General features: G+C 63.5%; 23 protein-coding genes, 2 tRNA genes and 5 pseudogenes. 24 read left to right on the top strand and 6 right to left on the bottom strand.

Going from position 1 to position 25587, the window contains the following annotated elements; genetic code table 11:
- Nucleotide 1: 1 nt before the first annotated feature.
- The gene (locus AC1DN0_RS24440; protein WP_441632873.1) at nt 2–1708 is read right to left on the bottom strand and encodes an ABC transporter permease subunit; all 1707 of its coding nucleotides are present in this window, start codon (nt 1706–1708) and stop codon (nt 2–4) included.
- A 27-nt stretch (nt 1709–1735) separates the two neighbouring features.
- Nucleotides 1736–2785, bottom strand: a complete 1050-nt coding sequence (locus AC1DN0_RS24435; protein WP_441632871.1) for an ABC transporter substrate-binding protein — start codon at nt 2783–2785, stop codon at nt 1736–1738.
- Nucleotides 2786–2907: 122 nt separating this feature from the next.
- On the opposite strand from AC1DN0_RS24435, the gene AC1DN0_RS24430 reads away from it, so the two are divergent.
- From AC1DN0_RS24430 to AC1DN0_RS24405, 6 genes and pseudogenes are all read left to right on the top strand, one after another.
- Nucleotides 2908–3687: a LamB/YcsF family protein gene (locus AC1DN0_RS24430; protein WP_477143197.1), complete on the top strand. Its 780-nt coding sequence runs from the start codon at nt 2908–2910 to the stop codon at nt 3685–3687.
- A gap of 88 nt (nt 3688–3775) precedes the next feature.
- Complete coding sequence (locus AC1DN0_RS24425; RefSeq protein WP_477146072.1) at nt 3776–4678, top strand: dihydrodipicolinate synthase family protein; 903 nt, start codon at nt 3776–3778, stop codon at nt 4676–4678.
- A 222-nt stretch (nt 4679–4900) separates the two neighbouring features.
- Nucleotides 4901–4974: transfer RNA gene (locus tag AC1DN0_RS24420), tRNA-Gly, on the top strand.
- 2 nt (nt 4975–4976) lie between these two features.
- Nucleotides 4977–5055, top strand: a tRNA-Ile gene (locus AC1DN0_RS24415).
- Nucleotides 5056–5213: 158 nt separating this feature from the next.
- Nucleotides 5214–5354 (top strand): annotated as a pseudogene (locus AC1DN0_RS24410) (IS5/IS1182 family transposase); the annotation flags it as partial.
- 409 nt (nt 5355–5763) lie between these two features.
- Entirely contained in the window at nt 5764–6171 is a 408-nt protein-coding gene (locus tag AC1DN0_RS24405) for a hypothetical protein (protein ID WP_441632865.1), read from the top strand.
- Here AC1DN0_RS24405 and AC1DN0_RS24400 read toward each other — a convergent pair.
- Nucleotides 6134–6322 (bottom strand): annotated as a pseudogene (locus AC1DN0_RS24400) (transposase); the annotation flags it as partial. The gene AC1DN0_RS24405 and the pseudogene AC1DN0_RS24400 overlap by 38 nt on opposite strands.
- A gap of 719 nt (nt 6323–7041) precedes the next feature.
- Here AC1DN0_RS24400 and AC1DN0_RS24395 point away from each other — a divergent pair.
- Nucleotides 7042–7767 carry an IclR family transcriptional regulator gene (locus AC1DN0_RS24395; protein ID WP_441632863.1) on the top strand — a complete coding sequence of 242 codons (726 nt, stop codon included), beginning with the start codon at nt 7042–7044 and terminating at the stop codon, nt 7765–7767.
- A 22-nt stretch (nt 7768–7789) separates the two neighbouring features.
- Here AC1DN0_RS24395 and AC1DN0_RS24390 read toward each other — a convergent pair whose 3' ends face one another.
- Nucleotides 7790–8692 (bottom strand): HpcH/HpaI aldolase/citrate lyase family protein, encoded by a 903-nt coding sequence (locus tag AC1DN0_RS24390; protein WP_441632862.1) that lies wholly within the window; start codon nt 8690–8692, stop codon nt 7790–7792.
- A 250-nt stretch (nt 8693–8942) separates the two neighbouring features.
- Between AC1DN0_RS24390 and AC1DN0_RS24385 the strand changes: the two genes are divergently transcribed.
- The 16 genes and pseudogenes from AC1DN0_RS24385 to AC1DN0_RS24310 form a co-directional block, all read left to right on the top strand.
- Nucleotides 8943–10313: an MmgE/PrpD family protein gene (locus AC1DN0_RS24385; protein ID WP_441632860.1), complete on the top strand. Its 1371-nt coding sequence runs from the start codon at nt 8943–8945 to the stop codon at nt 10311–10313.
- The gene (locus AC1DN0_RS24380; protein ID WP_441632858.1) at nt 10310–10846 is read left to right on the top strand and encodes a MaoC family dehydratase; all 537 of its coding nucleotides are present in this window, start codon (nt 10310–10312) and stop codon (nt 10844–10846) included. Before AC1DN0_RS24385 ends, AC1DN0_RS24380 begins: the two co-directional genes overlap by 4 nt.
- Nucleotides 10847–10872: 26 nt before the next feature.
- On the top strand, nt 10873–12087 hold the full coding sequence (locus AC1DN0_RS24375; RefSeq protein WP_441632856.1) for an acyl-CoA dehydrogenase family protein: 1215 nt from the start codon (nt 10873–10875) through the stop codon (nt 12085–12087).
- Nucleotides 12084–12572 (top strand): MaoC family dehydratase, encoded by a 489-nt coding sequence (locus tag AC1DN0_RS24370; protein ID WP_441632854.1) that lies wholly within the window; start codon nt 12084–12086, stop codon nt 12570–12572. The genes AC1DN0_RS24375 and AC1DN0_RS24370 overlap by 4 nt, the downstream gene beginning before the upstream one ends.
- 14 nt (nt 12573–12586) lie before the next feature.
- Nucleotides 12587–13834: a CaiB/BaiF CoA transferase family protein gene (locus AC1DN0_RS24365; protein ID WP_441632852.1), complete on the top strand. Its 1248-nt coding sequence runs from the start codon at nt 12587–12589 to the stop codon at nt 13832–13834.
- Nucleotides 13835–13898: 64 nt separating this feature from the next.
- Nucleotides 13899–14810: an HpcH/HpaI aldolase/citrate lyase family protein gene (locus tag AC1DN0_RS24360; RefSeq protein ID WP_441632850.1), complete on the top strand. Its 912-nt coding sequence runs from the start codon at nt 13899–13901 to the stop codon at nt 14808–14810.
- Between the two features lie 99 nt (nt 14811–14909).
- Nucleotides 14910–15947, top strand: coding sequence for a Bug family tripartite tricarboxylate transporter substrate binding protein (locus tag AC1DN0_RS24355; protein WP_477146071.1), 1038 nt, complete (start codon nt 14910–14912; stop codon nt 15945–15947).
- Between the two features lie 231 nt (nt 15948–16178).
- Entirely contained in the window at nt 16179–16787 is a 609-nt protein-coding gene (locus AC1DN0_RS24350) for a plasmid pRiA4b ORF-3 family protein (protein ID WP_441632846.1), read from the top strand.
- A gap of 32 nt (nt 16788–16819) precedes the next feature.
- Complete coding sequence (locus tag AC1DN0_RS24345) at nt 16820–18217, top strand: ISKra4 family transposase (protein WP_477146070.1); 1398 nt, start codon at nt 16820–16822, stop codon at nt 18215–18217.
- A 136-nt stretch (nt 18218–18353) separates the two neighbouring features.
- Entirely contained in the window at nt 18354–18596 is a 243-nt protein-coding gene (locus AC1DN0_RS24340; RefSeq protein ID WP_477146069.1) for a plasmid pRiA4b ORF-3 family protein, read from the top strand.
- 595 nt (nt 18597–19191) lie between these two features.
- Entirely contained in the window at nt 19192–19632 is a 441-nt protein-coding gene (locus AC1DN0_RS24335) for an Hsp20/alpha crystallin family protein (RefSeq protein WP_441635140.1), read from the top strand.
- 15 nt (nt 19633–19647) lie between these two features.
- On the top strand, nt 19648–20055 hold the full coding sequence (locus AC1DN0_RS24330) for an Hsp20/alpha crystallin family protein (protein ID WP_441635142.1): 408 nt from the start codon (nt 19648–19650) through the stop codon (nt 20053–20055).
- A 203-nt stretch (nt 20056–20258) separates the two neighbouring features.
- Nucleotides 20259–20825, top strand: a complete 567-nt coding sequence (locus tag AC1DN0_RS24325) for an Hsp20/alpha crystallin family protein (RefSeq protein WP_441635172.1) — start codon at nt 20259–20261, stop codon at nt 20823–20825.
- A gap of 270 nt (nt 20826–21095) precedes the next feature.
- Nucleotides 21096–21479: a hypothetical protein gene (locus AC1DN0_RS24320; protein ID WP_035866346.1), complete on the top strand. Its 384-nt coding sequence runs from the start codon at nt 21096–21098 to the stop codon at nt 21477–21479.
- A 142-nt stretch (nt 21480–21621) separates the two neighbouring features.
- Nucleotides 21622–21822: pseudogene (locus AC1DN0_RS24315) on the top strand (co-chaperone GroES); the annotation flags it as partial.
- Between the two features lie 174 nt (nt 21823–21996).
- Nucleotides 21997–22493: pseudogene (locus AC1DN0_RS24310) on the top strand (DUF4158 domain-containing protein); the annotation flags it as partial.
- 655 nt (nt 22494–23148) lie between these two features.
- Here the strand turns inward: AC1DN0_RS24310 and AC1DN0_RS24305 are convergent.
- Both AC1DN0_RS24305 and AC1DN0_RS24300 read right to left on the bottom strand, forming a co-directional pair.
- Entirely contained in the window at nt 23149–24168 is a 1020-nt protein-coding gene (locus AC1DN0_RS24305) for an IS110 family RNA-guided transposase (protein ID WP_441635144.1), read from the bottom strand.
- Nucleotides 24169–24289: 121 nt separating this feature from the next.
- The gene (locus AC1DN0_RS24300) at nt 24290–25207 is read right to left on the bottom strand and encodes an IS5 family transposase (protein WP_441635146.1); all 918 of its coding nucleotides are present in this window, start codon (nt 25205–25207) and stop codon (nt 24290–24292) included.
- A gap of 138 nt (nt 25208–25345) precedes the next feature.
- Between AC1DN0_RS24300 and AC1DN0_RS24295 the strand changes: the two are divergent.
- Nucleotides 25346–25587 (top strand): annotated as a pseudogene (locus AC1DN0_RS24295) (hypothetical protein); the annotation flags it as partial.

Below are 25587 nucleotides of genomic sequence, written 5' to 3'. Positions count from 1 at the left end.
GTCATGCTCCTTTCTTCTTTCCCAGCAACTGGTTGGCCATCAGGATGAGCGCAGTAGCGGCGATCAGCACGCAGGACGCGGAGATCACCGTTGGATCGAAATCGTGCGCCAGGCCCTCGTACATCAGCTTGGGCAGGGTGCGGTTACGGATGGTGGTGAGGAACAGCGCCATCACGACATCGTCGAACGAGGTCACGAAGGCGAACACCGCGCCGCCGACGAGACTGGGCAGTAGCGCCGGCAGCATCACCAGCCGGAACATAGTCGGCCACGGGGCGCCCAGGCTCAGCGCCGCCAGTTCCAGGCTGGGATCGAAACCGCGCAGCGCGGCGCGCACCGTGATGTAGACGTAGGGCGTGGCGAGCACGGTGTGGCCGATGACGATGGCCAGCGAGTTGGCCACCCAGCCCAGCGGCGCCAGCAGGTAGTAGAGGGACACAGCGGTGATGATCGCCGGCACCGACATCGGCACGACGAACAGGGCATCGAGCCAGCCCTTGCGCGCCGACGCCATCTTGTGCACGCCCAGCGCCGCGGCGGTGCCAAGCAGGGTAGCCAGCACCGTCACGATCGCGCCAACGCGCAGGCTCGACCAGAGAGCATCGAGCCATTTGGCGTCGTCGAAGAAGCTGGCGTACCAGCGCAGCCCATACTGCGGCGGCGGGAACACCGGGAAATCGGTGGTGCCGAAGCTCATCGGGATTACGATGACGATCGGCAACACCAGGAACACGGCGCAGGCAATGCCGGCGGCCACGGCGAGCCGCCCGCCCGGGGTGCGCGCCGTGCCAGGCGTGCTGCTGCCCTTGCCGGTCGAACCGGCGATCAGCTTGTCCAGGCCGAACAGGCGATTGAAGAGCCACAGCGATGCCAGCACCGTGAGCAGCAGCACGGCGGCTAACGCCGCGGCCAGGCCCCAGTTCAGTTCCTCGGTGATGTTGTAGGAAATCAGCTCGGCCACCATGCGCTGGGCCGGGCCACCCATCAGCGAGGGCGTGATGTAGTAGCCCACCGCATTCATGAAGACGATGATGCCGCCCGCCACCACCCCGGGGCTGGTTAGCGGCAGCACCACGCGGCTGAAGATGCTCACCGAACCCGCTCCGAGACTCTGCGCGGCCTGCACCAGGGTGTGGTCCAGCGAGCGGAACGAGGCATAGAGCGGCAGCACCACAAAGGGCATCAGCACATGGGTCATGCCGATCATCACGCCGGTGAAGTTGTAGAGGAAGGCCATCGGCTGGTCCAGAATGCCGCTGCCGGTCAGGAGGGCATTGAGCGGCCCGTTCTTGCCCAGCAGCGCGATCCAGGCAGAGGTGCGCACCAGCGCGCTCGACCAGAACGGCAGCAGCACCGCGAAGAACAGCAGCTTGGCTACATTGGGCCGCACGCTGGCCATCAGGTAGGCAAGCGGGTAGCTCATCAGCACGCAGGACAGCGTCACCGCCGCGGCGATGGTGAAGGTGTTGCCCAGCACGATCCGGTAGATTGGCGTGTCGATCAGGTGGCGGTAGTTGGCCAGCGTCGCCACGCCGTCCTGATAGAAGCCTTCCTTGAGCAGGCCCGCGATGGGCCCGACAAAAAAGCACAGCAGGAAGAGCAGCAACGGCAAGCTGGCGAGCACCGCCGCGCGGCTCGGACGGCGGCGCGCCTGCCTCACGGCGGGTGCGGTCGAGGCGGGGGGAAGGGGCAGGGCGGTGCCTGTCATGATGCAGTTACCTCGCGGTGGTACGAATCAACGTGCGCGGATCTGGTTGTAGCGCTCGACGATGGCCGGCCCCTGCTTTTCCCAGAATTCGGAGTCGAGGAACAAGGCGCTTTTCAGCCGTTCGGGCGTGGAAGGCAGGCGCTGCTTGCGGGCCTCGTCGATCAGAGGAAAGGCGGCTTCGGCGGTGGGACCGTAGGCGATGTGCTTGCTGAATTCGGCCTGGTTCTTCGGCTGGATGATGTAGTTCAGCAGCTTCAGGGCTTCGTCGCGATGCGGCGCACCCTTGACCAGGGCGAAGTAGCCAACCTGCGCCACGGCGTTGCCCCAACCCATCTGGATCGGCAGCCCGGAATCGATGCCGGCCTGGAAGCGACCGTTCCAGCCCAGCGCCATGACGACCTCGCCGCTGCCTAGCGCGTTGACCGGCTCGGCGCCGTTCTTCCACCACATGGCGACGCTTGGCTTGATCTTCTCGATCTGCTTCATGGCGCGGTCCACGCCAGCAGGCGTGGCGAGCACCTTGTAGACGTCGGCGGGCGCAACACCGTCGGCGATCAGCGCGGCCTCGATGACGGTGGCCGGATCGTCCTGCAGCGTGCGCTTGCCCGGGAACTTGGCCACGTCCCAGAAATCCGCGAAGGTGGATGGCTGGAGCTTGCCGGCCGGAAATGTCTTGGACGAAAAACCCACCACGGTCGAGAAGATCTCGGACGGCACACCATAGTCGTTGCGCGCGCCGCGGATCACGTGCTTCTGATCCACCATCTCGGGCGTGATCTTTTCGAATACGCCCAGCTTGATGCCGCGCGTCAGCCGCGCGCTGTTCTCCGTCACCACATCCCAGTTCACGGTCTTGGTGTCGATCATGGCGCGGATCTTTGCGACTTGCGGATCGGTGTCTTCCGTCAGCTTGACGCCAGTGTCCTTGGCGAACGGCTTCAACCACGCCTCGCGGATCGCGCCCTGGTAGGCGCCACCCCAACTCGCGAAGTTCAGTTCCGCCGCGTGGGCTGCACCTGCCAGCAAGGCCGCGGCAGCTGCCGCGGTACTAACCATTTTCTGCAACTTGCTTGTCATGCTTTCTCCAGTTGAAACGCCCGATTTTGGGGATGCGGCCATCAGGATTCTGCTGCCCGGCAAATGGCATGCATTTTGCGTGCCAGTGGTATACCAAGCGGCGCCGGGTGGCGTTTCGGAGAATGAAAGTGCGGGAAGTCGATCTGAATTCAGACCTGGGCGAGAGCTTCGGCCCTTATGAAATAGGGGACGACAGCGCCATGCTGGCGATCGTCACGTCGGCCAACGTGGCCTGCGGCTTTCACGGTGGCGATCCCGTCGTCATGCACCAGACCGCGGCCCAGGCACTGTCGCGAGGCGTCGATGTTGGTGCGCACCCTGGCTTTAACGATCTGTACGGTTTTGGCCGGCGCAAGATCGTCGGGGACAGTCCCGGTGACATCGAGAAGATGCTGATCTACCAGATTGCCGCGCTGCAGGGGATGGCGCAGGCCGTGGGCCATCGCGTGACGCACGTCAAGCTCCATGGCGCCCTGGCCACGATGGCCTTCGAAAGCCCCGAGCTATCCGACGCACTCATCGGCGCCATGCGCGCCCTTGACCGGGATCTCGTGCTGGTCTGCACGCTGCACAATGAAACCGAGCGCGCGGCCCGCCGGGGCGGCGTGCGCATGGCCTGCGAGGTCTTTGCGGATCGTCTCTATGGCGACAACGGCTTAACGCTGCCGCGCAACCAGCCGGGCGCCGTCATCCACGACCCGGGCGTTGCGGCGGCGCGTGCCTTGCAGATGGTTCGGGAGCAGGCGATTCATACCGTTGGCGGCCGCAAGGTCGACATGCGGGTCCACACGATCTGCGTGCATGGCGACAACCCGCAGGGAGTTGCCATTGCCAGGGCGGTGCGCGCGGCGCTGGAAGGCGATGGCGTACGCATTCGTCCGCTCAGCCAGCTCGATTTCTAATCCCGATCCTGTTCGCATTCCAGCCGATTCCTAGGTCGGCCACCTATTTTTTTCCACAGCTAACGTCTCAACATTGACCCGAGGCACTATGAAATCTCAAGATGAATCTCTGGCGCGCGCCCGCGGCCTGTTCAATATCGCAGTCACGCCCTTCGCGGCGGATGGCAGCCTGGRTCTCCCCGCGCTGACGGAGAACGTCGAGCGCATGCTGGGCCTGGGCTACGACGGGCTTCTGATTGGCGGCACCTACGGCGAATTCCCGGCCATGAATACCGCCGAGCGCGCAGCGCTCTTCCGCCACGCCATGGACGTCGTAGGCGATTGCGTGCCTGTATTGCTATGCACCGCACATGCCGATGTGCGCGTGGTGAAGGAACTGACCTCGTTGGCTGGCGAACTGGGCGGATTGCCCATGTTGATGCCGCCGTTCGTGTCCGAAGTCACCGATGGCCAGATCGTGCGCTTCTTTGAGGAAGTGGCGCCGCTCTCCAGAACCGGCGTGATGATCTATAACGCGCCGGGCGTCGGTATTACGCTATCGGTGCCGCTGATCGAGCGCCTGTGCGATGTGCCCCAAGTGGTCGCACTCAAGCAGGGCGATCTCAATCCGACCACGGTCGATCAACTCGTCGGGCGCGTCAGCGGCCGCATTCGCGTACTGGCCGCATCCGATCTCGTGATGCTTGGGCCGCTGGTACTAGGGTTCGACGGTGTCAGCTCGACCAACAGTTGCGCGCTGCCTGAGTTGGTCAAGGCTACATACGATGCGGTGCGCATTGGCAACGCGACGGACGCCGGCGGCCTGCATCGTCGCTGGTACCCCATGCGGGCGGTCGCCCGCAAACTGGGCCAGCCCCAGTCCACCAAGGCTGCCATGAATCTGCGCGGCTGGCGCGGCGGTCATGTGCGGCAGCCGCTGCAGGACCTCGATGCAGCCGGGATCGAAGCCGTGAGCGAAGCTTTGCATGCCAGTGGCATGGTCACCATCTGACGACGACAGTGGCGCAGCTAGTGTATTTGGAGGTACAAAGAGATCGTTTTGCACCGCAAGCAGCTGGGCGCTTCAGTCTCGGCCATTGCGTTTGCGCACGAATGGCAAGCCGATTATCCTGGGGCCGTAATTCGAGGCTGGCGCAGAACGGTTAAGGTTGTCTAACTGAACAAATCGTGCCACGACGATTGGGGGGAGTTGCTATCATGCCGCGCATCGCGCGCGGGTGTAGCTCAACGGTAGAGCAGAAGCCTTCCAAGCTCGTGACGAGGGTTCGATTCCCTTCACCCGCTCCATCGGGCCTCTAGCTCATGCCTGGTTAGCGCAGCGGACTCATAATCCGTTGGTGCCGAGTTCGACTCACGGGAGGCCCACCAATAAGTTCAAGGGGTTACGGTATTTGCCGTAACCCCTTTTTTTTGTGTCTGGGGACTTCCTGGGGACTCTTTTTTTCGGGTCCGGCTTATGGCCGCGGCCCCTTCCACTCGCGCGCCGGCACCGGTGCAATGGCCACGCGCGTCCACTGCCGCGTATCCGCATCATCAAGCGCCAGTTCGGCCACATGAAGGTGCGCTACCGTGGCTTGATGAAGAACACGCAGCAACTGCAGACGCTGTTTGCCTTGAGCAATCTGTGGATGATGCGCCATCGACTGCAGCCGGGCGCCAAAGGATGAGTGCGCCTTCGACGATGCGAAACACGGGCAACAACGCCGGTAATGATGCCGAAGCCGGTGCCGTATTCTGGCCGAAGCACTCATCAAATTCATCTTGTCACGCTCACACTGTCAGCACGAACCTGCTGACGTCGTTTTGAACACGGAGGCCTGAGTTAGGGCCAGCGAGGAGCCAGTCGGCTCGGCTGCTAAAGGCGAGAAGCCGACACTCAACCGACCGCGCGCGATGGCAGTACCGCACCGGCACCTTGCAGTTCAGGACGCACTGAAAGCATGGCGCGCCGTGAGCTATTGTGCAGTCCCTATGAAAGGGGGGTACGACGCCGGCTGCCGATGTGCGATCCTCTTCCGGTTTCAATAATGGGCGGCGATGCCTTATCGGACGGGATCGACGCGTCGCTTACAAAAAATGGACGGAGTCAAACAGGGTCAAGGGTTCCTGCGCTGCACTCACACAGGCGCGATGGTTTCCCATGTCATTCATTGCGGTTTGAATAGCACGATGACGCTTGCAATGGAGGGCCATTGGTCCGCCGCCAAGGCGGAAATCATCGCGGAGTTCCAGGCCGCGTATCCCGATCCGTTGCCCGACCGAAGTGCGCTCAGAAATGCACTTGGTGAGTTCGGCCTCGCCGACTATCACTGGAGCTGGATAGCCAAGGCCAACCTCACGGCGTCGGATGAGTATCAGTGGTTCTACCTGTGCGCCGAGGAGAAGGTGCAAGGTGTCTGCATCATCTATCACCCTAAGCCTATTGATCCTTGTATAAATGACGACATCACCACAACTCGGCCTGCTTCCAGCACGCGGCAATGATGTTGGCGCATTGTTGTGCGCTGCGCAGCCGATTGCGGGCGGTCGTTTTGAGTTCGGTGAGCGAGTGTGGGCAGAAGTTGGCCAGGGCATGGCGCTTGAGCCAGGCCCAGAGATACTCCACTGGATTCAGGTCCGGGCTGTAGGGCGGGACCGTATCCTTGAGTTGCGGCAGACCCAGGCCGTGATCGAGGACACCGCTACGCGCCGGCGCTGGGCCTTGCCCTATGCCGCGGTCATCGCCGACGCCAACGCTGCGGCCCAATCCCCGCCACACGACCCGCCGCCACCGCCCCGTGCACAGCGTGCTGACTTCATGGTTGGTGACACGGTGGCCTTTACCGACCAGCACCTGCACGAGCGCATCGGCACCGTCGTGCGTGTCAACCAGAAGACCGCGTCCGTACAGTGCAATCTCGACGAAGGCCACTGGCGGGTCTCCTTCGCGCTCCTGCGTAAAGTGGTCGATCTGTAGCCATCATCCACGAGCAGAGGAAGGCGTCAAGTCCATTATGGATGGGTTCCGCTGACGCTTACCGTAGTCGCGAGCGTCGTGTCATCGAAGCCTCCGCAGAAGCGTCGACCATTACGGCACAAGATTAGTTGAATTCGCCCATTGCGTTACAACTTTAGTTGACGCCCCGGCCGCGATAGACACAATTTTGGCTAAAATGAATGTCGGCTTCCAGGGCTTGCGCGACAAGGGTTCGCAGGGAATCTCGCCACGCACGACGGTAGTTACAACTTTACTTGTGCAGGCGTTGAGGGTGGGCTGAAAGGCAAGCGCCTGGGCGACGCCGGCCGGTCCGAAGCATGGCAAAGACAGCGCCGGAGAGGCGCGCGGGCCAAGGAGGGACTGCTATGGACAGCGGAATGGTCAAATCGGCAAATCGGGTGTTCGATCTGCTGGAATTGTTCGAGCGGGTGCGCCGGCCCCTGCGCGTCGGCGAGATCGCCGAGCGCCTCGGCATCCCGCAGTCCAGTGTCTCAATGCTGCTCCGGACCATGGTGGCGCGCGGCTACATGGAGTTCGACGCCCAGCTTAGAACCTATTGCCCGTCGGTCCGGGTCGCGTTCCTGTGCGGATGGACCACAAGAAAACAAGGCACCGGCGCCTCGGTCCACGACGCCCTGCGCCGGCTTTCGAGCGAGACCGGCGAGACGGTGATGCTGGGCCGCCAGAGCGGCAACATGCTGCAATACCTGTCCGTCATCGAATCCAGTCATGCTTTGCGCCTTTCGGTATCGTCGGGCACCATCCGGCCGATGCATCGCACCGCGATCGGCATTATGCTGATGAGCCGGATGGAAGACGAACAGATCGGGCGGCTGCTGCGGCGCTACAACGCCGAGGTGGCCCCGGGCGAGCCGCCGGTGCGCACTGACGAGATCATGCGCGCGGTGGAGCAGGCGCGCCGCCAGGGCTACTACGAGTCGGCCAGCCTGGCATCGCCGGGGGCCGGTGTGATCGCCACGCTGGTGGCAACGCCGATACGCGGCCAGTGGCTCGGCATCGGCACCGGCGGCCCGGTTGCGCGTTTACACGCACGCCGCAAGAAGTTGCTGGCCGCCGTGCTGGCGGTAGCGCAGGACTGCTGAGCGCCGCAGCAGCGGCGCGAAATCAGCGGCCGGGTCGTTCCCTGCGCGCCCGGATGGCATCACGCCGCGCTAGCAGGCGCGTGGCCTGCGCTAGGTGCAGGCGCTCGACCATTCGCCCATCCAGGTTGATCACACCCGCCGCGGCATGCTCGGGTCGCGCGAAGGCCGCGATGATCGCCTGCGCCTCAGCGGTGGCGGCATCCGATGGCGTGAACGCCGCGTTGGCTGGATCCACCTGCGACGGGTGGATCAGCGTCTTGCCGTCAAAGCCCATCCTGCACGACTGCAGCACTTCGTTGTCGAAACCGGCGCGGTCGCCGAAGTCATTCCACACACCGTCGAGCACGTCCGTGCCATAGCGCTTTGACGCCAGCACTACCGACATCAGCCAGGGAAGCAGATACGCACGGTTGTCGCCCGGATATACGCCGGTTTCCTTGGCGAGATCGTTGGTGCCCACGACCAGGCACTCGAGCTGTACCTGCCGGCGCTGGCCGGCTTGCAGGATGCCGTCGAGGCGATGGATCGCGGAAGCCGTTTCGATCATGGCCCACAGCTTGGGGGCAGGGCCATTGGCAATGGCGCCAATCGCCTCGGCAAAGCGCTCCAGGTCTGCACCGGTGTCGACTTTCGGCAGCAGGATCGCATCCGCCCCGCAGGCGGCGGCAGCGCGCAGGTCGGCATCGAATTCGGCGGTTCCCAGGGCATTGACCCGGATCACAGTCTCATGCGTCGCAAACGGCTGCGCGGCAAAGGCGCTGGCCAGGTTGTCCCTGGCCTGGCCTTTCATGGCCGGCGCCACGGCGTCCTCCAGGTCGAACACGATGACGTCGCAGGGCAGGTTGCGGGCCTTCTCGATGGCGCGGGTATTGGTCGCGGGCACATACAGCACGGAGCGGCGGGGCGCGGTCTTGTTCATGGTCATGAGATGTAGCGTCGCCGGTGGCGACGTGGACGTGAAGCGTTGAGGGGCAGTGCGGCCATGGCGCGGCACCGTGCGCCGCGAATGGCCGTGGATGAGAGTTTCGATCCCTCACGCATCGGCTTCCATCACATATGTGATCGATGCACTGGGTCGGAATCCATCACATATGTGATGCCGGGCCCGTCGGCGTTCGCCAATACTCGGTCCAATCGACAACAACATGGCGCCGGCAACGCGGCGATGCTTCCGAGTGGAACCTGACCATACCATCGACAAGACAGCGGCCAGCGCCGGCTTCACGCGGGCGCTGGCCGGCTGGATCAGCACGGTCGACGATGCCGAGCTCGGCGCGCCGGCTTTCGCCTGGGCACGGCACGTCATGCTCGACTGGATCGCCGTTACCCTCGCCGCCGCCCCTGAGCCGCTGGTCGAAATGCTCGTGGCCGAATATGCCGGCTCGCGGGATCTGCCGTGCGCGCTGGTGGGCAGCCCGTTGCGCGCCGATCCGGCGCAGGCCGCGCTGATCAATGGCGCTGCCGGCCACGCTCTCGACTTTGACGACGTCGCCTCGGCGATGCACGGCCATCCGACCGTGCCCGTGGCACCGGCGGCACTGGCGGTGGCCCAGGCCGCCGGCGCCAGCGGCAAGGCCCTGCTGCGCGCGCTGATATTGGGGCACGAAGTCGAAACCCGGGTCGGCGAAGTGGTTGGCGCCGAGCAGTATCGCCTCGGGCTGCACCCGACCGGCACCACCGGCACGCTGGGCGCCGCCGCTGCCTGTGCGCGGCTGGGTGGACTCGACCCGGCCGGCACGGCCCACGCACTCGGGCTCGCCGCGACGCAGGCAGCCGGGCTCAAATGCATGTTCGGCACCATGGCCAAGCCGCTGCACGCAGGCAAGGCCGCCATGAATGGCGTGATGGCGGCCCGCCTGGCGGCGCGCGGGTTCACTGCCAATGCCAGCGGCATCGAGTGCGAGCAGGGCTTTGGCCGCACCCAGGCGCCCGCTGCGCCGGCGTTCCCGGCCACCTTCGAGCGCCGCGCAGGCATGGCGATCGAACGCACCCTGTTCAAGTTCCATGCGTCCTGCTACCTCACGCACTCCACCATTGAAGCCGTGCGCCAGGCTTGCCGTGAGCACCGTATCGACCTCGATGCGCTCGAGTCGATGACCATCTTCGTGTCGGGTCCGCATCGCGGCGTGTGCGATATCGCCAACCCGCAGACCGGCCTGGAGATCAAGTTCGCGATCCAGCATCTTGCGGCGCTGGCGATGGACGGCGCGCCAACTGCGTCGCTCGCCCTGTATTCGCCCGAGACCGCGCTCGCGCCGCGCTATGTCAGGGCGCGGCAGCGGATCGCCCTGCAGGTGGTGTCCGGCCCGGACCGCAACGCCGCCACGGTCGAGATCCTGACGCGCGACGGCCGCACGCTGCGCGCACAGGCCAATGTCGCGGTGCCGGCCGCGGACCTTGCCATGCAGTGGCGGCGCCTGGTCGACAAGGCGCAGGCCATCGTCGTGCCGCGCATCGGCGCGGCCAAGTTCGCGAAGCTCGTGTCGGTGGTCGACACGCTGGACCAGCTTCCTTCCGTCGAACCTTTGTTTGAGGCAATGCAATGACATCCACCCATCCCGCCATCGAGCGCGTTCCCGAGATCCCCGCCGATCCTGTCGTCGCCCGCCTGAAATCAGAAGCCTGGCTGCGCGCCCGCGGCAACCGCTACGAGGATTTCGAGCCGGGCCGGCGCTTCGACCATCACTGGGGCCGTACCGTCACCGCGTCGGACAACACCATGTTCTCGGTGCTGACGCTGCACTACAACCCGCAATACACCAACGAGGCGGTGGCACAGGCCAATGGCCATGCGGGCGTGCCGGTCAATCCGCTGCTGGTGTTCAACACCGTGTTCGGCCTGTCAGTGGAAGACCTGTCCGAGGGCGGCGGCCCCTTTCTCGGGGTCGACGAGCTGGCCTATCTGCGGCCGGTCTACCCCGGCGAGACGCTCTATGCCAGCTCCGTCGTGGTGTCGCGCAGGCCGGCCAGCAACCGCCCCGGCTACGGCATCGTCACGTGGCACACGCATGGCACCAATCAGCAGGGCGATGTAGTAATCGAGTTCAAGCGTACCAATCTGGTCAGGATGAGGGGATAAGCATGTCAGGAGACGGTCTGGGGTACATGACGGAAGCACGTTGCATGATCCGCGATGCGGCGCGCGAATTCACGATGAAAGAGGTGCTGCCGGTTGCCAACGCGCTGGACGGCCCGGATGCGGAGATCCCGATGTCGCTGCGCGACAAGATGGCCGAGATGGGCTACTTCGGCATCACGATCCCGGAGGAGTACGGCGGCCTGGGCCTTGGCATCTTCGAGTATTGCCTGATCTGCGAGCAGCTGTCGCGCGGCTGGATGTCGGTGGCGTCGATCGTGGCCCGTGCGCAGGGCGGATGGATCATGAAATCGATGCCCGAGGACATGCGGCGCGAATACCTGCCGCGCGTGGTGCGTGGCGACTTCCTCAATGCCAGCGCGCTGTCCGAGCCGGATACCGGTTCCGACCTGGCGTCGATTTCGTGCCGCGCCGTGCTGGATGGCGATGAATGGGTGCTGACCGGCAACAAGTACTGGTGCACCTTTGCCGACGGCGCCGACTACCTGATCCTGTTCGCGCGCACCTCGGCGCCACCCTCGCCCGACAAGCGTTGGGAAGGCATTTCGTGCTTCATGATCGAGAAGCAGCGGGGCGGCTTCCCCGCTGGCATGACCGGCTCGCCGATCCCCAAGATCGGGTATTTCGGCTGGAAGACCTTCGAGCTGGCGCTCGACGGCGTGCGCGTGCCGAAGCGCAACCTGATGGGTCCCGAGGGCAAGGCCTTCCTGCTGATGGCCAAGGGCCTGGAGGGCGCCCGCGCGCATACCGCCGCCCGGGCGATCGGCCTGGCGCAGGGCGCGCTGGAAGACGCGATCGGCTATTCGCTGGAGCGGCGCCAGTTCGGCATGCCGATCGCCGAATACCAGGCGATCCGCTTCAAGATCGCGACGATGGCCACCGAGATCGAGGCTGCGCGTCAACTGCTCTACTTCGTCTGCAACGAGATCGACAGCGGGCGCCGCTGCGACAAGGAGGCGTCGATGGTGAAGTACTTCGCCTCGGAGATGGCCGAGCGCGTGACCTCGTCGGCGCTGCAGATCTTCGGCGGCGCGGGCTATACCACGCTGTTCCCGGTGGAGCGCTACTGGCGCGACGCGCGCCTCACCAAGATTTTCGAAGGCACTTCCGAGATCCAGCAACGCATCATCGCCAACAGTCTGCTTGGCAAGTCCGAGGTCGAGGGCATGATCGCCAGCCGCGCGTTCGGCGGGCAGGTCCGACAGTCGAAGGAGGCGGCATGAAACTTTGCGCACTCACCAGCCCCGACGGGTACTTCGAGCACTTCGAACCGGGCATGCTGATCCGCCATGCGCGCGGCAAGACCGTGACCGAGATGGACAACGTCATGCTGACCAACATGGTCATGAATACGGCCGAAGGGCACTTCAACGAAGACGCCATGCGGCGTGCCGCCGGCGGCATCTTCGCGCAGCGCGTGGTCTTTGGCGGGATCAACCTGTCGATGGTGCTCGGGCTTGCGGCGCAGGACACTGCCGAGCATTGCCTGCGCGAACTGACGCTGAACAAGATCCGCCTGTCGCATCCGGTCTTCCACGGCGATACGCTCTACGCCTTCACCGAGGTGCTGGGCAAGGAGGACGGCGACCGCGAGGATGCCGGCGTCGTTCGCTTCCGCCACTACGGCGTGAACCAGGACGACAAGCTGTGCGTGCAGGCGGAGCGCACCGCGCTGATCAAGCGCGAGAGCCACTGGGGCGGGCGATGAGCTCAGAGGGGCGCATGGATGGCCATGCAGATGGCCGCCCCAAGGGCGCGCTCGACGGCATGGTGGTACTCGACCTGACCCAGATGCTGGCCGGCCCTTATTGCTCGATGATGCTCGCCGACCAGGGCGCGCGTGTGATCAAGATCGAGCCGCCCGGGGGCGACCAGACCCGACGCAACGGCCCGCATCTCGAGGGCGCGTTGCGGATGGAGTCCGGCGGTTTTGGCGGCTACTTCGGCTCGATCAACCGCAACAAGGAATCGCTGGTGCTGGACCTGAAGCAGTCCGCCGGGCGCGAGACCCTGCTGCGGCTCGTGCGCAGCGCCGACGTGCTGGTCGAGAACTACCGCGCCAGCGTAATGGAGCGCTTCGGGCTGGGCTATGAACGGCTCGCCGAGGAGAACCCCAGGCTGGTATATGCGGCGCTGCGCGGCTTCGGCGACCCGCGCAGCGGCGAGAGCGCCTACGCGGGCTGGCCCGCCTACGATCCCGTCGCGCAGGCAATGGGCGGCATCATGGGGATAACCGGCCCGCAGCGCGGCGGCGCGCCGACCAAGATTGGCCCGGGCGTTGGTGACATCGTGCCGGCCATGTTCCTGGCCTACGGCATCGCGGCGGCGTGCTGGCACGCCCAGCGCACCGGCCGCGGCCAGTTCGTGGATGTGGCCATGGTCGATGCCGTGCTCGCCGTATGCGAGCGCATGGTGTTCCAGTACAGCGCCTCGGCGCAGGCGCCGGGACCCGAGGGCAACGGCCATCCGCTGCTCTGCCCGTTCGGGCTCTTTCCGGCCAGTGACGGCTTTATCAGCCTTGGGGTGCCAAACGACCGCTTCTGGCGGCTGCTGGTGAAGCGGATGGGCAATCCGCCATGGGCCGGCGATGCGCGCTTTGCCACCAACGAATTGCGCGTGCGGCACCGGGCCGAGGTGGAGCAGGCGGTCGCCGCCTGGACGGTGCGCCATACCAAGCGCGCGCTTGCCGAGATGCTGGGCGGTGAGGTGCCGTTCGGCCCGGTGTTCGATGCCGCAGACATCTTCGACGATCCGCATTTCCGCATCCGCGGGATGCTGGTCGAAGCCGAGCAGCCCGGCGCGGCGCGCGGGCTGACCATCGCCGGCAGTCCGGTGCGCATGAGCGCCACGCCCGGAGGCGTACGGCATCGGGCCCCCATGACCGGCGAGCACACCGACCGCACCCTGGCCGACCTCGGCTTCGATGCCGGCGAGATCGCCGCGCTGCGCGCGGACGGCGTGGTGCAGTAGGCGCGGTGGGGCCACGCCGGGACGACCACAGACAACACTAGTACAACAAGTAGGAGACAACATCATGCAGGAAAAAACCAAGCGGCTGCGCCGCTGCCAGCTGTCCGTGCCGGGCTCGAGCGAGAAGATGATGGCCAAGGCCGCGGGTATGGGCGTGGACTTCGTCTTCCTTGACCTGGAAGACGCGGTGGCACCCAGCGAAAAGCGCCCGGCACGGCGCAAGATCGTCGACGCCCTCAATGGGCTGGACTGGGGACGCACCACGCGCTGCGTGCGCATCAACGACCTGACCACCGAGTATGCCTACGAGGACATCATCGAAGTGGTGGAGGGTGTAGGCCGCAATCTCGATGTCATCATGCTGCCGAAGGCCATGTCGGCGGCGGATGTGCAATTTGTCGACAAGCTGTTGTCGATGATGGAGAAGAAGCTTGGCCTGCGCCACCGCATCGGCATCGACGTGCTGATCGAAGAGGTGGAGGCAATGATGAACGTCGAGGCCATTGCCGCGTCGACGCCGCGGCTGGAATGCCTGATCTTCGGCATGGGCGACTACTCGGCCAGCCAGGGCGTGTCCATGCGCGACATTGGCGGCAGCGGCGGCTATCCGGGCGACATCTGGCACTACCAGCGCCAGCGGCTGACGATTGCCGCGCGCGCGCACCGGCTCGACGCCGTCGATGGCCCGTTTGCGGATTTCCGCAGCCCCGACGCATTCCGCGAGGAAGCGCGCCGCGCCATGATCCTCGGCATGGTGGGCAAGTGGGCCATCCATCCGTCGCAAGTCGAACTCGCCCAGGACGTCTTCTCGCCGGCCGCCGCCGACGTGGCGCGCGCCCGCGACATGATCCGCGCCTATGACGAAGCCCTGTCGCAAGGACTGGGCGCAGTCCAGTACGGGGGCAAGATGATCGACGTCGCTTCGGTCCGCATCGTCAGGAACCTGGTGCAGCGGGCCGACCTGATCGGCATGTAGCGGCATGCCATTCCTGCCGGCCGTGCGTCATCGCCACGGCTAACCCGTGCGCCCGTGAGCCGTCGTGGGCGCAGGCTTGATGTATTCGGGAGTAGACCCATGCGTTCCATTGTTCGTCCGGGCAACGACTTGCCCGCCGATACCGTAGACTTTCGCCGGCGCACGCTGCTGGGCGCAGCGGCCGGAGCGGCCGCGTTGCCCTGGCTGCTGCCTCGCTCCGCGCTGGCCGCCGACTGGCCCTCGCGCCCCATCCGGATCATCGCCGCGCAAGCGCCGGGCTCATCCAACGACAGCTCCGCGCGCGCGTTCGCCGAGTTCTTTTCCAACAAGCTGAAGGTGCCGGTGGTGGTGGAAAACAAGCCGGGCGGCATCGGCATGATCGCCGCGGAAGCCGTGGCGCGCTCCAAGCCCGACGGCTACACGCTGCTTTGCACCTTGCACAGCCAGCTCGCCCAGGCGCCGGTGTTGCTGAAGAAGCCGCCGATTGATCCCTCACGCGACCTCACGCCGGTGGCGTCCATCAGTACCGGCGTTGGCGTGATGGTGGCGACCAAGGGGCTGCAGGCCAACACGTTCAAGGAGTTGATCGCGCTGGCGCACAAGCGGCCCATCAGCGTGGGCAACTACGGCATCGGCTCGGGCTGGCAGTTGATGGTGGCGCAGCTGAGAAAGCTGACCGGGGCCCAGTTCGATGTCATCAACTACAAGGGCACCGGCGCCATGGTCGGCGACCTGATGGCCGGCCATATCGATATCGGCGCGGGGTCGCTGCTGGGGATGTCGGGCGGGCTGTCTACCGGCGCGTTCAAGCCGCTGCTGGTGATCTCAGGGCCGCGCTCCCCGAAGCTGCCCGGCGTGCCGACCTGGCTGGACGAAGGCATATCCGATCCGATCTTCAGCAACCTGGCCGAATGCAATATGCTGCTGGGCCCCGCCGGGTTGTCTGCCGAGATCGTCAACAGCCTGGCGACGCTGGTGCGGCAGTCGGTCACCGAGTCGGAAGCCGTCAGGAACGTGCGGGAGCAGCTTRGCAGCCAGGACACGCCCTTGACCGGCGAGGCCCTGCAGCAGTTCATCGCACGTACCTGGCCGACCTACCAGGCCATGACCAGGACGGTAGGGCTCAAAATGGAATGATGGCCGCGCTGGAACCGGGCGCGCTCATGGCGCGTACCGGTCCTTCGTTTGTTCAGCTGCAGTGCGTCCTTGCCTTCCTTGGCCGCCCAAGGCTCCAGCGCCTTGCTGTTGCCGGAAGCCGTCAAGAATCCCGGGACGGTCTCTGCCAGGGCCAAGACACGAGAGCGCGCCAAAGCGGGGGCTGAGATCAGTCTTCACGCTAGAGCATAATGAGCCACCTACAATGTGTGCATGTCCTTCGATCCTCAACCGGCGATCTCCGTCCTCCAGTTGCGAATCAGCGTGCGAGGCTTGAGCCCGCCGGCTTGGCGGCGCGTCCTCGTTCCCGAGCACTTGATGCTCGCGCAATTGCACAAGGTCATCCAGGTAGTCATGGGGTGGACGGACGAACACCTGCACCAGTTCACCATTCGTGGCAGGCGTTACGGCGAAGCCCACGACGGCGTCCTGCAATTCTCCACGGTGGCAAACGAGCTAACGCTGGCCGCGTTTAGTCTGCGCGAACACGAAGGCTTCATCTACGTGTACGACTTCAACGCATGGTGGCGCCACGATGTACGGGTGGAGCGGCGCATGCTGCGGCCGCGTCCTTGCCGGCTGCCACGTTGCGTGGCCGGTTGCGGGCCTTGCCCGCCAGAGGACATTGGCGGGATCGACCAGTATCTGGAGAGCAGGGGCGAACGGAGTGAGTATGAGTTCCTCGATTGGCTCGAGTCGCTGCGCGAGGGACCAATTGTGCTGGACGACCTGCGGGATGAGGTCGACCAATGGCTGGTTTGGCTGGATCGGCGCTTCGACCGTCGGACCGCCAATGAACGTTTGCCACAGATCCTGGCATAGACTGCCTGCCCAGACATGCGCGGGAGGCCGTCATGCGGATCAGCTTGCAAGTCGTAGTGGAAACCGAGGGTGACACGCCTGCCACCATCACCGAGATTGCGCGGCTCGAGCGAGACGACCTCGATGCCGGCTCGCTGGGACTGCACCTGGCGGAAGCCAAGTCATTGCTGAGCCGGCTACAGCGCACAATGATCGAGGCGCAGGTTGCCGAGGCGATCGCCCGGACCAGCGTTTGCCCTGCGTGCGGTGCACAGCTGGCTTGCAAGGGTCACCATCGCCTGGTCTTCCGCTCGACATTCGGGCGGATGTCGATCGACAGTCCCAGATTGTATTCATGCCGACGATGCACGGGCGGAGCACAGACCTTCAGTCCGCTCGCCCTCTGTTTGCCCGAGCGGGTCAGTCCAGAGCTGCAGTATCTCGAGGTCAAGTTTGCAGCGCTGATGTCTTATGGCCTGACAGTCAACGTCCTGCGGGAAGTGTTGCCGCTCGATCATGTGCTGGCGGCCAGTTCGATTCGGCGCCAGGTCACCGCGCTCGGTCGCCGGCTGGAAGTGGAACAGGCCACCGATGCCCGGCAGCAGGCGGAGATGGCGGCGAGCGTCGGTTCGCCCGATATCCCTGAGCCCAGTCCGGTCCGCGCGGTTGGCATTGACGGGGGCTACCTTCGGCTGGTGGGACACAGGCGTCGCCAGGACGGTTGGTTTGAAGTGAATGTCGGCAAGTCAATGCGGGATCAGGATACCGGCCATAGTTTTGCCTACGTGCACAAGCTGGAGCACCGGCCGGCCGATCGTATGATGAATTTTCTGCTACGGGAAGGTGTGCAACCCAGTCAACCGGTCACCTTCCTGTCGGACGGAGGCGATACCGTACGGTTTGCACAGCTTGGCTTTGGTGACCGCGGTGAGTACGTCCTCGATTGGTTCCACATCGCCATGCGGGTACAGAACCTCGAACAGATGATCAAGGGCCGGCCGGCGCACCGCGACGGTCCGAGCAATGCAGCAATGATCAAGGCGCTGCATGGCGCCAAGTGGCACCTATGGCACGGCTGCCCCTATCCAGCGTTGCGCCGACTGGAAAGCCTGGGCTGGGATATGGATGCCAAGGCTAGTCCCGAGGAGGCCAAGCTCCTCGGCAAGCTCGAGGAATTTATCGGCTACCTSGACAACAACCGGCACTTCATCGTGAACTACGGTGACYGYTATCGGCATGGRGAGCCSATTGCATCRGGKTTYGTCGAGTCWGCCGTCAACCAGGTGGTCAGCARGCGGTTCGTCAARCGRCAGCAGATGGCCTGGCGRCCSMGGCAYGCGCACAACCTMCTRCAAATCCGRACGGCCGTGCTCAATRACCAGYTCCGRTCKCACGTTGAACGATGGTATCCCTCCATCGCCAGAGCAGAAAACCACCGCAGTGCCGCTTAGTCAGCCCCCGCTTTGGCGCGGTCTCAGCGGGTTGCGTTACACCAGCGATCCGCCGGACCAATGTTGAGGCCTAACGGTCTTTGAGACGACAACGCAGGATCCTGCTCCGCAGCTTCCTCAAATCTGTGCACCTAGAATGATGTCGGAATCAGTTGGCTACCCGGACTTGGCCCTGGCTCTACCGGTTTGCCTGGCTGGCGAAAACGCTTGCCCTCCGGAAGACGTTGGCGGGCCACACGGATATGCGGAATTCCTTGCAGCGCTTCGGGACAAGACCCACGAACAGCACAATGACTTCCGGTCGTGGGTTGGCGGCGTATTCGACCCAGTTGGCTTTGATGTGAATGCGGTCCATGCGAGGCTGCGGGCGATTCGGTGACGCCTGCTGGCCTTTTGTGTCAGATGAGACCGCGCCAAAGTGTGGGGCTACGGTCAGTCTTACCTCAGAGGATAATGAGACACCTACAGTGTGTTCACGTCCCTCCCCCGCAAGCGATCTCCGTTTTCCAGTTGCGAATCCACCTGCGGGGATTGACTCCGCCGCTTTGGCGACGCGTCCATTCCTTGAGCGGTGGGAGACGAACTGGAGAATCCGGATGGCCCATGCCGCATGGCGTCGTGGTTTCGGCCACCGCGTTTCACATGGTTCCGTTACGAGCCCCAAAGGCGTTGTGCCCCCAAAAGCACAAAATGGCAGTGCTTGTGCGCAAGATGCCTTGCACGCCTAGCCGAAATTCGCTCGCCCATTTGCGCCAAGTCCTCGCATTCGGGAGATAGGCGCGGCCAGGACTCCTTCAAGAGGAAATTGAATGCCGCCCCCTTGAAAACCGGCGACAGATTGCCTAATTTAATTTCGCCCAGGCAGCCGCGATGTTGCGCGCTGCGTGTTTCTGTTTGTTTGCCAGCAGTTTGGCAGGCGAGTGGGAGCGCATAGGCCCGTTCGCCTCCTTGCTGCATCAAAGGAGGATACGATCATGAGTGATCTCTTTTTCGGGACCGACCTCTTCAGCGAGTTCGACCGCCTGCAGCGCCAGATGGCGAGCTTGTTCGGCGGTTTCCCGTCCAGCATCCGCTCCGAGCGATCCGGCGCGTTCCCTGCCGTCAACGTTGGCACCACGGAAGATTCGATCGAAATCGTCGCATTCGCTCCTGGCATCAAGCAAGACAAGCTTGAGGTGTCGATCGACAAGGGCTTGCTGACGATCAGCGGCGAACGCGAAGCCGCGCACTCGGAAAATGACGCCGAGGTACGGCCGTACGCGCAGGAGCGATTCGTCGGCCCCTTCCGGCGCATCGTCGAACTGCCGCAGAATGCTGACCCCGACAAGGTACAGGCGCACTACGCCAACGGCTGCCTGTCGATCAGCATCGGCAAGCACGAATCCTCGAAGCCTCGGTCGGTCACTGTCCAGTAACGTGAGGAGAATGCCATGAGCGACACTACCCAAGTGGTTGAGCGCGGCCAAGGCGCGGTGGCGCAACGCCAGGAAGAGAGGCCAACGCGCAAGATCACGCTGCTTCCCGCCGTTGACATCTTCGAGGACAGCAACGGCGTCACCCTTTGGGCGGATCTGCCGGGGGTCACCAAGGACAGACTCAATGTGAGTGTCCATGATGGCACCCTGAACATCGAGGCAGAAGCCGTGGTGCCGACCCCGGCCAACCTGCGAGTGCAACACGCGGAAATTCGCGAGCCGCACTTCGCCCGCGCGTTCGCCCTGAGTCCAGAGTTCGATACGTCGAAGATAGACGCGCACTTGCAGGATGGCGTGTTGAAGCTGACGATCCCGCGCCGAGACGAGGCACGGCCACGTCGCATCGCGGTTAGCGTCGGGTGAGATCTGTCGTGCCATTCACGGGGTCGAAACGGCAGGGTGGCGTCCGGGTGGGCGCCACCGTCGGCCCTTAGAAGACGCGGATGACCGTATCGGCGGCCTCACCACCAGGGTTGGGTCTTGCGGCGTCGCCGGTGGCCGGGCGCGACCGGTCGTTGCCGGCGGTCATTCGTACCCATCAACTGAGCATTCGGCAGGAGGGTAAGATGAAAACGGAACTGGGCAAATGGAACCCCTTCAAGTTCCTGCGGAAGACGACAAGTGACAAACAACCAATGGGGGATGCGTCCAACGTGCCCGCGCCGAGGCACGGCACGCCCGACTGGGCTGACGTTGCGCGACTGTTTTCTAGCGATCCCTGGCGAGCGATGGGAGAATTCCTGCACGAACCGTTCGCGAGCTTCGGTGGTTTGGATCAATGGTTCGGCGACTTTAGTTCGTCTCGCTTCCAACCTCGGATCGATGTGGTCGACGATGGCACTGCCCTGAGAATCACAGCTGAGTTGCCGGGCATGGACCGCGAAGACCTCCAGACCACCATCGAGGATGGCGCGCTGGTGTTGCGGGGCGAGAAGAAGCAGGACATTCGGAGCGAAGAAAACGGCTGCTACCGCCTGGAGCGAGCGTACGGCGCATTCATGCGCAGTATTCCTCTGCCGGATGGTGTCGACGTGGATCACGTTGATGCGAAATTCGAAAAAGGACTGTTGACACTACGCCTCCCCAAGACCGGGTCGTCGCGCTCTGCCGTAAGGACGATCGAAGTGAAGTGAGCTGATGTCTGCAATCCTGAGGAATCGTATGCATTTGCGCGAAGCGTGCTCCACGCAGGCGGGCAATCCTGGCGGCCGCGGAAGGAGGCGGCTGACGCGGAACGCCAGAGGCGGGCGCAGCCCCTTTGGCGCGCGCGGTGCTTGGGGCTGCACGCTACGGGCTTCCAATGGGGCTCATTGCAGCGGCGAAGCAAGGCGCGACTTTGCGTTCTTGAAATCGCCGGACTCGCCCCTATTTTGGCGGCAATGTACTGTCGGATGGAGACTTCCATGGAGTTCGATTCTGAGTGGCTGACGCTGGGCAAGCATCGGGTACAGCTCAAGTGCGCGCGCGGCTTCCCTACCGAGCGAACGCGGAGTGTGGCGGAGCTGGCCAAAATGGCCATTGAGAACAACCTGAGCGCGGGGGCCCGCTTGGTCGAGGTCACCGCAGAAGGCGAGAAGGCCTATGTGATCAGTGTCGGCACGACCTTCGCGAAAGACAGGGAGGCGGCGCCCCACCTGGAAGTGGCATTGGCCACAATGTTCGGCTTAGCGCCCGAGCAGGTCAACATAGACGTCGTCGTGGTAAGTCAAACGGAGGTGGATATGCACTTTGGCGTGTATGAGCGGATGCTGGCCGAAAAGCTTGGCGCCGTGCCACCCATTCAGTGAAGCGCCAGAATCGGGTTTCTGGGCCAGTGACGCTTGTGCCGCGAATCCAGGCATCGGCGTTAAGGCCTTCAAGCACGAACAGTGTCAGGACTGGTCGGCCCGTCAAGCTCATGATCACAGTGATTGGATGAGGAGCAAGGCTATGAACATCCGTCCACTACACGATCGCGTCATCGTCAGACGTCCTGACGCAGAACACAAGACGGCCGGCGGCATTGTCATCCCCTAAACTGCCGCCGAAATGCCGGACCAGGGCGAAGTCCTGGCCATCGGTCCCGGCAAGCGCCTGGGCGATGGCCGTGTCTGCGCGCCTAGCGTGAAGATCGGCGAGCGCGTGCTATTTGTGGTAATCGTCCTTTTCCTGCAGATTGATACGGTTATAGTCAGCCCCGAGGGGGTGGGTTGCAGCCCATTCGCCTGACCTTATTGCGGCCGTCCGAGCACTTGTCGTACAGTTTTGTCCCGAACGACACCCAGAAAGTGCAGATATAGGCATTTGCGTATCGCTACGTTGGCAAGATGCGCCGCGGTCGGCCTACAGCTCGTTTGCCTCCGGGCCTTCGGTCGGCCGTTGGACCGGTTTGCTGCCGTTCCGCGCAATCTCCTTCAGTACGTGTGCGAAGCTTTCTCCGCGCCGTTGCTGTCGATCGCCAGCCTGAAGACGCTGTACCAACGACGCCCGACGTTGTACGAGCATCAGCAATGGGTCAAGGAATCACCAGCCAGGCCGCTTTGCTGGAAATGCTCCGCGTGCAAGCCGCCGCAGCGGCACACGTGGATGAACTTGTCACCACCGCTCAGCGATGGCTCTACGATCGGTGCCGCCTCATTCCCGGCCAACGCCAGATCAGCGACATGGCACGGCATGCATTTTCCGCCTACAAGGCGCAAATGCTCGCAGCGGTCAACCGCGCAGTGCCGGCGGCCACGCTGCAGCACTGCATGGAATCTGTCCGCAGTCCACGGGCTGACGGCTCTGCAACGCACCTCGAGTGGATCAAGGCGCCTTCCAGGGTGGAATTTTGCCACCGTCCTCGGCTAGGCTGGCTGGCCCTTCAGAGATTGCCGAGATCCTGTATGGCTACCGTCGAGCGTACCGCCTACGCTGGCCCTCTCACCATTAAGCTAGACCTGTCTGCTTTTCACATTCTGAGGAGAAGTATGCGCAGCACTGAGCACCCAGCAGCCAAGGACGCGGCGGCGCAAAGCTTGATCCAACGGTTGCTTTCTTGGCTTTGTATCACTGTGCTTATGTTTCCCGGGGCGTTGTTGCATTAATCGAATCTGAAGACAAAATGGCCCCTGTGGTCCGAAAATCAGGCAATGCGGACGGACTGCGGGCGTGCGAGAGCCGCCATGCGGTTTATATGAACGCCTCCCGTTTGCGAAGGGTTTTATATGAACGCCTCCCGTTTGCGAAGGGTTTTCGTGTGTTTTGACAGACAGGATGGGTGCAGCTTTATATCCGGCCTTGTTGCAGCCTGATACACTGCGGGCCCCTATGAAATCCGCTGACCCGCGCCTCATTTGAGCAGCGAGCTCGAAGCTCTTAACCGCATTCAGGTTTAGCGAGTCCCGGTCCTACCTGTTTTGTCATCACACTCGATTGCCTGCGCAACCTTTGACGTGTCATCCTGAGTAAAATTGATCTCCTACGCACCGCTACCGTTCATGCTGGTTTCACGCTCACATGACCTCTTTCATACGGACGGTCGTGGACCAGGATCGCCCATATGATCCTCGCCATCTTGTTGGCGAGCGCCACGGTCACCACGTTCGGCGGCCTGCGCTTGCTGATCTGCTCGACCCATGGCCCGGGTTCCTTCGCGTGAGTCAGCACGCTGCGCGCGCCATGAATCAGCAGTGTGCGTAAGTACGTGTCGCCCCGCTTGCTGATACCCAGCAGCGTCACCTTGCCGCCGGAGCCGGTTTGCTTCGGAACCAGGCCGATCCAGGCGGCGAACTCCCGGCCCGACCTGAACGCCGTCGCATCACCAATTGTTGCGACGGCCGCTGTTGCCGTCAGCACGCCAACGCCGGGAATCCCGGTAATCGCCTTGACTGCCTTGTCCTCCTGCATCCATTGACGCAGCCGCCGCTCGATCTCAGCGATCTGTTCGTCCAGCTTCGTCAACCCGCTCCACTGCTCGCGTAGCGTGTCGATCAGCACCTTCGGCAGGCGATCTGCGACTCGTGCGAGAACGGCCGGTATCGCTTTGTCCAGAGTGGCCCGGCCCTTGCCCATCACTTCACCATACTCGGTCAGCAGGCCGCGCAGACTGTTGATCTGCATCGTGCGAAACTTCACCAGTTGCTGCCGCATTCGGTGCAGCGCCAGCACCGCTTGCTGCGCTTCGGTCTTCACCGCCACCGCCTTGCTGGGTTGCTGCACCGCCAGCCAGATCGCCCGGGCATCAGCCGCGTCGTTTTTGTTGCGGATATTGAACGCCTTGGCGAACTCCGCCGGCATCAGCTTCACCTGATGCCCCATCCTTGTCAGTGCTCGCGCCCAATGTTGGGCGCCGCCGCAAGCTTCCATGCCGATCAGGCAAGGCTCGCGGTTCGCGAAATGCGCCAGAAAGGCCGCTCGCTTGATTGGCTTGTTCACGATTTCACCCGTTTCCGCATCCACATAGCGCAGTTGAAAGACGGCCTTTGCAATGTCGATCCCAACTGGCGTAAGCTTCATTTCGGACCCTCCGGTTTGCCTGTGAAGACCTTTATGATCCTCCATCTTGCCGCTCTGATGCCGCAGGCCCGTGAGGGTCAGTCCTTTGTCACTCCCACCGCTCACGGGGGAGGCGTTCATATCATTTGAGCACGCCTACGCGGATCGCCACCTCGGTTGCTTGCGAGCCGATACCGCGCGCCCACAGGCGATTGCCCGTGAGCGTTTTGAGCCGATACATCAGGTTCTCGACCAGCGAGCGGCGGTGGTAGCCGCAGGCCTTCTTCCATTCCCCTCGCCCGTTTCGCGAAATGGCGTCAATGGCTTCATTGCGCCACTGCGCGCCAGGCGTTCTCTCAGACCAAGGCGCAGCCCCTTCGCGCGGAGGGATCGACGGTTGCGCGCCGCGGGCCTCGATTTGAGCTTGGCACTGCCTCGTGTCATACGCGCCGTCACCGCCGACGGTTCCGATGGGCACGTCTGCGGGGATCTGATCGAGCAGATCGGGCAACACGTCGGCATCGGGAACATCCTGGTGAGTCATCAGTGCCGCGCATACCTGGCCGGTCTTCGCGTCCAGAGCCAGATGCACCTTGCGCCAGGTGCGCCGCTTCGAATAGCCGTGTTTGCGCACTTTCCATTTGCCTTCGCCATACAGCTTCACGCCGGTGCCGTCCACCAGCAAGTGCATCGGCTCGCCGGTGTGCGAGGCGGGCAACTTCACCTCAAGCTCCTGCGCGCGGCGGCTCAACGTCGTGTAGTTGGGTACCGGCAGGTCGGGAAAAGCGAGCTCGCGCAGGCTACGCGCGAAGCCCTGAAGGGCCCGCAGAGGCAAATGGAAGACTTGCTTGATCCCGAGCAGCATCTGAATCGCTGCGTCCGGGTAGACGTGCGGCCGCCCCCGCCTGGGCGCTCCGCCCTGGGGCGCCGTGTTCAGTACGCTCTGGTCAATCCACATCGTCACGTCGCCCCTGGCAATCAAGCCAGCGTTGTACTGCGCCCAGTTCCTGACGCGATAGACGCCTTTGGGCTCGCTTCGCTTGTGTACATCCTTGCGCATCTTCTCGGGAAAAAATCGAGAATCTACGCAAGTCGGCGAAGAGTTAACAGAGGTACCACCCCGGCTGTTGCGCGTAAACGTCAGCCCGCGCGGCAGCCGGATTTATGCAACAACACCTTTCCCGGTGTGGCGCTAGGGATGGACTTCAAGATCTACTTCCAACCACAATTTAAATTGAAAATAGTTATCGGGGTGGGGAGGATTCAAGAAGGTGATGCAAACAAGTTTCTGTCGTTCGAAAAAATGGCTGACCGTGATGACGAACGATTCGTTATCCTTGTTCTAAGCAGCCGAGGAGGAAATGTTGAGGCCGCTTTCCGAGTCGTCGATGCATTGGATAAGGTACCGCTTTCCGAGTCGTCGATGCATTGGATAAGGTA

The sequence above is a fragment of the Cupriavidus sp. 05N39 genome (assembly GCF_056397325.1).
The sequence above is the reverse complement of the archived record's forward strand: the minus strand, read 5'-3'. Positions and strand labels throughout refer to the sequence as shown.

Excerpts from the sequence above, each read along its gene's own strand:
- AC1DN0_RS24365 (WP_441632852.1), top strand. The coding sequence starts at position 12,587 with ATGGATGGCCATGCAGATGGCCGCCCCAAGGGCGCGCTCGACGGCATG.
- AC1DN0_RS24395 (WP_441632863.1), top strand. The coding sequence starts at position 7,042 with ATGGTCAAATCGGCAAATCGGGTGTTCGATCTGCTGGAATTGTTCGAG.
- AC1DN0_RS24430 (WP_477143197.1), top strand. The coding sequence starts at position 2,908 with ATGAAAGTGCGGGAAGTCGATCTGAATTCAGACCTGGGCGAGAGCTTC.
- AC1DN0_RS24360 (WP_441632850.1), top strand. The coding sequence starts at position 13,899 with ATGCAGGAAAAAACCAAGCGGCTGCGCCGCTGCCAGCTGTCCGTGCCG.
- AC1DN0_RS24370 (WP_441632854.1), top strand. The coding sequence starts at position 12,084 with ATGAAACTTTGCGCACTCACCAGCCCCGACGGGTACTTCGAGCACTTC.
- AC1DN0_RS24305 (WP_441635144.1), bottom strand. The coding sequence starts at position 24,168 with ATGAAGCTTACGCCAGTTGGGATCGACATTGCAAAGGCCGTCTTTCAA.
- AC1DN0_RS24300 (WP_441635146.1), bottom strand. The coding sequence starts at position 25,207 with ATGCGCAAGGATGTACACAAGCGAAGCGAGCCCAAAGGCGTCTATCGC.
- AC1DN0_RS24375 (WP_441632856.1), top strand. The coding sequence starts at position 10,873 with ATGACGGAAGCACGTTGCATGATCCGCGATGCGGCGCGCGAATTCACG.
- AC1DN0_RS24435 (WP_441632871.1), bottom strand. The coding sequence starts at position 2,785 with ATGACAAGCAAGTTGCAGAAAATGGTTAGTACCGCGGCAGCTGCCGCG.
- AC1DN0_RS24390 (WP_441632862.1), bottom strand. The coding sequence starts at position 8,692 with ATGACCATGAACAAGACCGCGCCCCGCCGCTCCGTGCTGTATGTGCCC.
- AC1DN0_RS24325 (WP_441635172.1), top strand. The coding sequence starts at position 20,259 with ATGAAAACGGAACTGGGCAAATGGAACCCCTTCAAGTTCCTGCGGAAG.
- AC1DN0_RS24340 (WP_477146069.1), top strand. The coding sequence starts at position 18,354 with ATGATGTCGGAATCAGTTGGCTACCCGGACTTGGCCCTGGCTCTACCG.
- AC1DN0_RS24350 (WP_441632846.1), top strand. The coding sequence starts at position 16,179 with ATGTCCTTCGATCCTCAACCGGCGATCTCCGTCCTCCAGTTGCGAATC.
- AC1DN0_RS24440 (WP_441632873.1), bottom strand. The coding sequence starts at position 1,708 with ATGACAGGCACCGCCCTGCCCCTTCCCCCCGCCTCGACCGCACCCGCC.
- AC1DN0_RS24330 (WP_441635142.1), top strand. The coding sequence starts at position 19,648 with ATGAGCGACACTACCCAAGTGGTTGAGCGCGGCCAAGGCGCGGTGGCG.
- AC1DN0_RS24380 (WP_441632858.1), top strand. The coding sequence starts at position 10,310 with ATGACATCCACCCATCCCGCCATCGAGCGCGTTCCCGAGATCCCCGCC.
- AC1DN0_RS24335 (WP_441635140.1), top strand. The coding sequence starts at position 19,192 with ATGAGTGATCTCTTTTTCGGGACCGACCTCTTCAGCGAGTTCGACCGC.
- AC1DN0_RS24320 (WP_035866346.1), top strand. The coding sequence starts at position 21,096 with ATGGAGTTCGATTCTGAGTGGCTGACGCTGGGCAAGCATCGGGTACAG.
- AC1DN0_RS24405 (WP_441632865.1), top strand. The coding sequence starts at position 5,764 with ATGGACGGAGTCAAACAGGGTCAAGGGTTCCTGCGCTGCACTCACACA.